This window comes from Deltaproteobacteria bacterium, assembly GCA_020845775.1.
Classification (GTDB): Bacteria; Bdellovibrionota_C; UBA2361; order SZUA-149; family JADLFC01; genus JADLFC01.
On the sequence record JADLFC010000136.1, the window covers coordinates 1 to 7,226 of the forward strand.

A 7,226-nucleotide genomic window follows, 5' to 3' on the forward strand; every position below is an offset into this window, starting at 1 on the left:
ACTTATAAGTTTGACCTTAAGACCAACAAGTATTCTCGATTCAAAGGCGAAGAGAGAGCCTTAAGTGACGGTTTTATTAAGTTCTGCATAGCCTCACCTCCAATCGTTCTCATAAAAGATGAGAATAAAATCTGGCACTATGTAGGCAGGCGAGCGTTGATTAAAATAGGGAAAAAGTATAGTCAATTTGCTGTTAAAGACCATGGACCTATTTCCTTTGCACGCCTTGTTAGCAATGGTCGATCAGAACGGCTCCACGTGTACACACAATTTCTCTATTTTGCTGGACATTTAATTGATCCTCTTTTCGATGAATTCGATCGACAGATGGAGGACTTCTCATTATTTCTAAGCAGAATATCCAATGAGTGAGCTAGACCCCTTTCTCGTATTCTCTAGGCGTTTGATAAGTGCGAGACCATGAAATATTAATAGCAGTTGTTGAAGCGGCTGAATTAGGAAGAGCAATGAGGCTAGGGAAGAAATGTATACTTACTTGCAAAATGGCGTTGCTTGCAATTTTCCTTCTAGGATCTCTGTGCCTGAATCTCAAAACCGCGTCTGGGCAATTTGTTTGCGTATCCGATTTTCGTCGTAACGAGCTCTCTCAAACCTCTACCAGAAAGAACGTGACAAAATGTTCGTTTACGGCGACTCCCGGATCTGTAACAATTATGCTTGTTCTCCAGTCCCTTTTCCGATACCTCTTAGCGTTACATCATTCCTTTTATAAAATCTCTCCACCGAAATGGGGCAAGACCAAGCAACGCTGGGGGTTCGGAATTATGGCAAGAATCAGGAGGCGCCACAGTAGTGGTTTTAAGGCGAAGGTAGCGTTGGGGGCAGCGAAGGGTTAATATTTCCCCCTTGCTCGAAATATAGCGATTACGACCCTATTGAACTCTATGTTATATCAGCCAAAGAACGTAAGACTAAGTTTGTATCTGAAAAGGAGCGGCTAAATTGGAGGCTACTTACAAATTTGCCAGAAAAATCGTTCAAGTTTGTGATGAAAAAGATTTCTTGGTATCAGGCTAGATGGATCGCATGTCTTTTCCTACAAAAATCGAGATTCTGCTTCCTAGTTGGTTAACAGAAACAACTGTCAATGCATTTATTTCAACTATAAGTCCTGATAGTTGTCTGGTATCGGCGGAGCAGCAAATGGAGTTAGCTATTTGGCTTGCTGGGCAGAATGTCGAGCACGAAAGTGGTGGGCCGTTCGGGGCGGCGGTATTCGAGCGCGATAATGGGCGGTTGTTGTCGGTTGGCGTAAACGTGGTTGTGGCTACTAAAAACTCCTTGGCACATGCAGAAATAATGGCCTTGATGTTAGCACAGAGAGCCATTGGAACTTATGATTTAGGTCTAAACGCAGCAAAAGTTCTAGTCACCTCTGCTCAGCCCTGTGTTCAATGCTACGGAGCAATTTGGTGGTCTGGAATTGAAAAATTGGTTATTGGAGCTACAGCGGAGGATGTAGAGCTGTATACGCGGAAGCTAGCGACGTCGTGTTCGAGCGATTCCGCTGAGCAAGCCGTATGGACAGCGGGTTTTAACGAAGGGCCTCTTAGAGAGGACTGGGTGGAGTGTTTGGAGAGCAAAGATTGGCGGAGAGAGCTAAATACTTTAGAGGTAATTAGGGATGTCAGGCGTCAAGAGGCCTGTGAGGTGCTTAAGAAGTATGCATCTCATGGTGGGCTCATATATTAGGATTTAGCAGTAATGGGCAAGGAGATTTCTGATAATCTAATTCTCGTGCGTGAGCGCATTGCTGCGGCGGCGAGAAAATCTGGCCGGAGTTGTCGAGAAGTAACTCTGGTTGCGGCAAGTAAGACTGTAGCCGTTGAGAATATCTTGGAGGCCATTAATGCTGGGCAGAAAGTGTTTGGAGAAAATTATGTCCAGGAGGGCCGAAATAAGATAGAGGTATTGAGAGGGATGGGTGTAATGCCGCCCAAAGGGGTTAAGTCAATTGCAAGAGAGGGAAAGGGGGTACAAATTCATCTTATTGGCAAATTACAGCACAATAAAGTAAAGTATGCCGTAATGCTTTTTGACGTCATAGAGAGCGTTCACAGCAAGGAAATTGCAAGTGCAATCTCGAATGAGGCGGAGAAACGAGGGTTAGTACAGACTATCTACGTTCAAATAAACATTGCAGAGGAGGGTACAAAGTCAGGCGTCATGCCAGATGAGGCTAAAGATCTTTGTAAGTATGCAATGGGCTTAAGGGGCGTGGATCTCCAGGGTCTAATGACGATTGGAAGTCTGCAACATTTAGGGCAAGATTTGTCGAACATACGACGAAGGGAGTTTGAAGATATGCGGATGTTAAAGGCTGATATTGAAAGAGATATTGGCGCGCCGATTACTGAGATATCCATGGGCATGTCGGATGACTTTGAGCTAGCTATAGAATGTGGTGCTACGGTGGTTCGCGTTGGTAGGGCAATATTTGGTAGCCGATAGCGCTTTAGTGGCGTGTAAGCCGACACGCGCATTTTTTCTGGAAGAATTGATTTTTAGGAGACATTAGGATGATCTTGTTTGGGAATTTTTTAAACGCGATGGCGGAAATTCTTAGCATACTTATAAGTTTTTTTATATTTTTGTTTGTCGCGCGGGCTGTGCTTTCTTGGGTAAATCCAGATCCGCGAAATGTAATTGTGCAATTTATCAGTAATACTACCGATCCAATTTTAGCCCGTATTAGAAGCAAAATTCCGCCACTTGGAATGCTGGACTTGTCGGTATTTGTTGCGATTCTTTTACTAATCTTTATCGATAAGTTTGTAGTTGCGTCAATGAAACTTTATGCAATGGAGCTGTTGCGTTCGTCCGTTCGGACAGTCGGTATCTGAGGCATCTATTATCTATATGTTAAGTGCTGCTTATTTTTTAGAAAAGTTATGAACAACTGCAAACTAAGGATTTCTTTTCTCGCTAGCGTTGTCGTTTGCCTTCTAACATTTTGCCGCACAACTTCGGCACAGGGTAGAGAGGTGTTTGGCTGGGTCGAGAAGATAAGCATCCACCCAGGAGACATCGTCCTGCATGCTAAGTTAGATACCGGGGCTGATAGCTGTTCGCTAGACGTTGCCCATTTTGAGGAGTTTAAGCGAGACGGGGCCAAGTGGGTTAAGTTCGATGTAACCAATCGCTACGGCAAGCACGTAGTAATCGAGAAGGAAATTAGGCGCGTTGCCTTAGTCAAGCGACACTCCGGCAGCCCGCAGAAGCGAAATGTAATTCGCATGGGAATTTGTCTTGGTGACAAATATATGGAGACAGATATGACGCTTGTAAATAGGCGAAACTTTGACTACCAGGTTCTAATTGGCAGAGCTTTCCTATCTGGCAACGCTTTGGTTGACTCTGCGGTTTCCTATACGGCTGACCCAGTTTGTAAGGTTGACCATTTGAGGGAGGTTAAACCGTTAAAGATAGTTAAGGATAAAGACAAGGACGGCGACAAAAGTAAAATACCTCTAGAAGATTCGAATAAAAAGTTGAAGATAAAGAAGGAGGAGACGGTTAAACCAATTGAAGCATTGCCTCAAGCTAGTGAGCAAAGCTCATCTGTTGGTGGCGCGGCGAGCAGTGGTAAATCTAAGGAACAGCCCAAAGTTAGTCGGGAAAATTTATGAGCAGGGCCCATTTTTTTGTAGTTGTGGCGTTGCTTTCGATTAGCGGATTGGCGCTTTTTTTCTATAAAGCATTAGTTTTGGATTTTCCACTTCAGCCAGATGTCACTGCGCCATTGTGGAATATAGAGGCGCGCGTAACTTTTATTGGGCGGAATCGGCCCATAAAAGTTTCGCTGCATATACCTCGTAGCTCCATGCGAGCGGTCGTTATGGATGAAAGCTTTATATCGTCTGGCTATGGGCTTACTACGACAGCTGAATCGCCGAATCGCACGGCTACTTGGTCGATTCGCAAGGCATACGGCAGGCAGAATTTATATTACAAAGCAGTGCTGCGGGAGCTATCGGTGGATTCTGTTCAAGGACAATCTGCCCGAGATCCGCTAATTAGCGAACATCAGTTTGAGGGAGCAGAACTGGCGGCTGCGCAAGCTTGGATTGCAGATGCCACGTCGCACTCGGCAGATACCGACGGATTGGTATTAGCAATATTGAGAGGGATTAACGAAAAAGAGAAAGCTGATTACGTGAAGTTGCTGCTTGGGCGAAAGGTTAGCGATGAGGATAAGTCTAATCTAGTCGTTAAAGTTCTAGCACAGGGTGGAGTGGCGGCGCGAACGGTGCATGGGATTCGCTTGGTAGAAGATGTGCGAGATGCTCCTATCTTGCACTGGATTGAGGTGTTTAATAAAGTTGAAAGAACCTGGGATGCTTATGACATTACGTCGTCGCAAAAGGGAGTTCCGGAGGACTATTTCCCATGGTGGCGCAATGACGAGCTCTTGGTAAACATTTCTGGTGGGAGCGACTTGTCGGTCGATTTGGCAGTGGGAAGAAATCAAGAGCTTGCGATTACATCGGCGATGGAGGCTAGCAAGTTTAGCAATCGCTTTTTGTTGGATTTCTCGCTGTTTAGCTTGCCGATTCAAATTCAATACGTCTATCGCATATTGGTAATGATTCCGCTCGGTGCATTGGTGATAGTTGTAATTAGAAACATGGTTGGCCTAGTTACATTCGGGACTTTTATGCCTGTGCTAATAGCACTCGCGTTTAGAGAGACGGAGTTACTCTGGGGAATAGCTTTATTTGTATTGGTAGTCAGTCTTGGTTTGGCAATTAGGTTTTATTTGGAGCACCTTAAGTTGTTGCTCGTTCCCAGATTGGCTGCTGTGCTTAGCGTGGTTATTCTTTTGATGATAGTTCTAAGCATCATCACTCATCGCTTGGAGCTCGATAGGGGGCTTTCCATTGCTCTTTTCCCAATGGTCATAATCACCATGACTATTGAAAGGATGTCAATTATTTGGGAGGAGCAAGGTGGGAGGAAGGCATTGACTAACGGTGTTGGTAGCCTTATCGCTGCTTCGTTGTGCTATCTAGTGATGAGTTATGAGTTGTTGGAACATATCTTCTTTGTGTTTCCTGAGCTATTGCTAGTAGTCCTTGCAATAAACATTCTCGTCGGAAGATATACTGGCTATAGACTATTTGAACTGTTTCGCTTTAAAGCTTTTGCCGAGCAAGAGGTATAGTGTTTATTTCCTTAGCTAGAGAGCTTAGAAGCCATGGCGTAATGGGTATTAATCGCCGCAATGCCGAGTTTATATCTAGATATAACCCGCGTCGCCTTTACCCTGTTGTCGATGACAAGTTGATAACGAAGCGAATTGCCGAAAAGGCGGGAATTGCAGTTCCCGAACTCATTGGCGTTATTCGAACTCAAAGGCAGGTTAGAGATTTAGAGACGATTTTAGCGGGAGCCAAGGATTTTGTCATAAAGCCAGCGTCGGGGAGTGGAGGAAAGGGTTTGGTGGTAATTTCTGGCAGGCTTAGGGGTGCGTTTCGCGAAATCGATGGGCACATTATTACCGAAGAAGCTTTGGCCTACCACGTTATCAATATACTCAGTGGAATTTATAGTTTGGGCGGGCACGATGACAAAGCTCTAATCGAGCGCCGTGTGGTTTTCGATCCGGTGTTTGATAAAATTAGTTACCTAGGCGTTCCCGATATTAGAATAATAGTGTTTTTAGGGGTTCCAGTCATGGCCATGGTTAGGCTTCCGACAAAAGCTTCCAGAGGCAAGGCTAACTTGCATCAGGGCGCCATTGGCGCTGGCATATGTGTGGCGAAAGGCGAGACAATAGGAGCTGTGTGGAGAAACGATATTATTACGGAACATCCCGACACGGGCGAGAGCGTTATAGGGGTGAAGATCCCCTTATGGGAACAACTATTGAAGCTAGCTGCTAGTTCATATGAGCTCACTGGTTTGGGATATCAGGGCGTAGATATAGTGCTAGACAAGGATAGGGGACCACTAATTTTGGAATTAAACGCGCGACCTGGATTAAACATTCAGATTGCCAATTTTGCTGGCTTGTTGCCGCGTTTAAGAGTTGTACAAGCTCGCGCTAAAGAGTTAACGAACATGGAAGAGCGGATTGCTCTAGCAAATAGCTTTGCTCATAGTGCCTAAGCAGTCTGCAAGTCTATTTCTTTTAAAAGGCAAGCTGTAATTTTTTTTGTAACTTCACCGGGCACACCACTGCCGATTTTTTCGCCGTCAATTGAAATCACTGGGACTATCAAGGCAGTAGTCATTGATAGAAATACTTCCTCCGCACGCATGAGTGAATCCTTTCCAAATTCCTCTGTTACAACTGAATAACCCAATCGCGGTGCTATCACATCAATTACGTATTTTCTAGTAATTCCAGGAATTAAAGCCTGTGAAAGTGGGCGAGTAATCAATGTATTGCTCTTAACAAAAAAAACAGAGCTGCTACAGCCCTCAGCTATCGTGCCATCGTCTTTATATAAAATGGCATCAAAAGCATTTTCCTTTCGCGCCTCGTTCCTCATTAGCATTAGAGGCAGAAGGCTTACGCCCTTAATGTCGCAGCGTTTGCCGCGCAGATCCGGTCTAAGAATCACGTTTACGCCATTTTCTCTATACTTTGCTGTTTGGCTAACCTTTAACTCCCGAAAGGTGACAAAAAAGTGCGGCTCTATGTTCTCGTCAATAAATATATCCCTTGGATGAGCACCCCGTGAAAGTTGGGCATAGATAAGGCAATTTTCATACTCGCTCATCCGAGTGCCACTAGGAATTATGTCGTAAAGCGCTTCGATAATCGCGCTTGCTTCGATTCCTAACTCTTTGCAACTAGATTCTAGGCGACTTAAGTGTCGATCGAGAAGAAAGGGTTTGCGGTTAAATGCAGCTATCGTCGCATAGACAGCATCCCCAAACAGTAAGCCGCGATCGTTAATCGAGATAGTGGCCTCGCTAATCGGTTTGTATTCTCCATCAATGTACGCAATGTCTGGCATAGCGCAGCAGATTAGACGAAAATCGACAAGAAGTCTAGCCGAGTTTTCAATATGAGCCCGTTAAATAAACCTGTAATTTGGCTTACAGCGCAAAAAAACTACGGTGCTTGCTCAACGTTGCTGAATCGGAACGTAATTTCTCTGGGTTGCGCCGACGTATACTTGCCTTGGACGCCCGATTTTGGTTTCTGGGTCGGAAATCATTTCCCGCCACTGTGCTATCCAACCGGGCAGGCG

Annotated in this window: 7 protein-coding genes; 6 read left to right on the top strand and 1 reads right to left on the bottom strand. The window is 44.9% G+C overall.

Annotation, left to right across the window (positions count from 1 at the left end; genetic code table 11):
* Positions 1-1,047: 1,047 nt before the first annotated feature.
* The 6 genes from IT291_09330 (at position 1,048) to IT291_09355 (ending at position 6,132) form a co-directional block, all read left to right on the top strand.
* Entirely contained in the window at positions 1,048-1,713 is a 666-nt protein-coding gene (locus IT291_09330) for a nucleoside deaminase (GenBank protein MCC6221426.1), read from the top strand.
* 12 nt (positions 1,714-1,725) lie between these two features.
* Positions 1,726-2,472 (top strand): YggS family pyridoxal phosphate-dependent enzyme, encoded by a 747-nt coding sequence (locus tag IT291_09335; protein MCC6221427.1) that lies wholly within the window; start codon positions 1,726-1,728, stop codon positions 2,470-2,472.
* Between the two features lie 68 nt (positions 2,473-2,540).
* Positions 2,541-2,864: a YggT family protein gene (locus IT291_09340; GenBank protein ID MCC6221428.1), complete on the top strand. Its 324-nt coding sequence runs from the start codon at positions 2,541-2,543 to the stop codon at positions 2,862-2,864.
* A 48-nt stretch (positions 2,865-2,912) separates the two neighbouring features.
* The gene (locus IT291_09345; protein ID MCC6221429.1) at positions 2,913-3,650 is read left to right on the top strand and encodes an ATP-dependent zinc protease; all 738 of its coding nucleotides are present in this window, start codon (positions 2,913-2,915) and stop codon (positions 3,648-3,650) included.
* A complete protein-coding gene (locus IT291_09350) occupies positions 3,647-5,185 on the top strand; it encodes an inactive transglutaminase family protein (GenBank protein ID MCC6221430.1) in 1,539 nt (512 codons plus the stop codon). Before IT291_09345 ends, IT291_09350 begins: the two co-directional genes overlap by 4 nt.
* Before the next feature lie 41 nt (positions 5,186-5,226).
* Entirely contained in the window at positions 5,227-6,132 is a 906-nt protein-coding gene (locus IT291_09355) for an alpha-L-glutamate ligase-like protein (protein MCC6221431.1), read from the top strand.
* Here IT291_09355 and IT291_09360 read toward each other — a convergent pair.
* On the bottom strand, positions 6,129-6,989 hold the full coding sequence (locus IT291_09360) for an aminotransferase class IV (protein MCC6221432.1): 861 nt from the start codon (positions 6,987-6,989) through the stop codon (positions 6,129-6,131). The two genes, IT291_09355 and IT291_09360, sit on opposite strands and share 4 nt — an antisense overlap.
* Positions 6,990-7,226 lie beyond the last annotated feature (237 nt).

What these genes read in the sequence shown, in the direction of transcription:
- IT291_09330 (MCC6221426.1), top strand. Translation starts at nt 1,048, where the DNA reads ATGTCTTTTCCTACAAAAATCGAGATTCTGCTTCCTAGTTGGTTAACA.
- IT291_09335 (MCC6221427.1), top strand. Translation starts at nt 1,726, where the DNA reads ATGGGCAAGGAGATTTCTGATAATCTAATTCTCGTGCGTGAGCGCATT.
- IT291_09340 (MCC6221428.1), top strand. Translation starts at nt 2,541, where the DNA reads ATGATCTTGTTTGGGAATTTTTTAAACGCGATGGCGGAAATTCTTAGC.
- IT291_09345 (MCC6221429.1), top strand. Translation starts at nt 2,913, where the DNA reads ATGAACAACTGCAAACTAAGGATTTCTTTTCTCGCTAGCGTTGTCGTT.
- IT291_09350 (MCC6221430.1), top strand. Translation starts at nt 3,647, where the DNA reads ATGAGCAGGGCCCATTTTTTTGTAGTTGTGGCGTTGCTTTCGATTAGC.
- IT291_09355 (MCC6221431.1), top strand. Translation starts at nt 5,227, where the DNA reads ATGGGTATTAATCGCCGCAATGCCGAGTTTATATCTAGATATAACCCG.
- IT291_09360 (MCC6221432.1), bottom strand. Translation starts at nt 6,989, where the DNA reads ATGCCAGACATTGCGTACATTGATGGAGAATACAAACCGATTAGCGAG.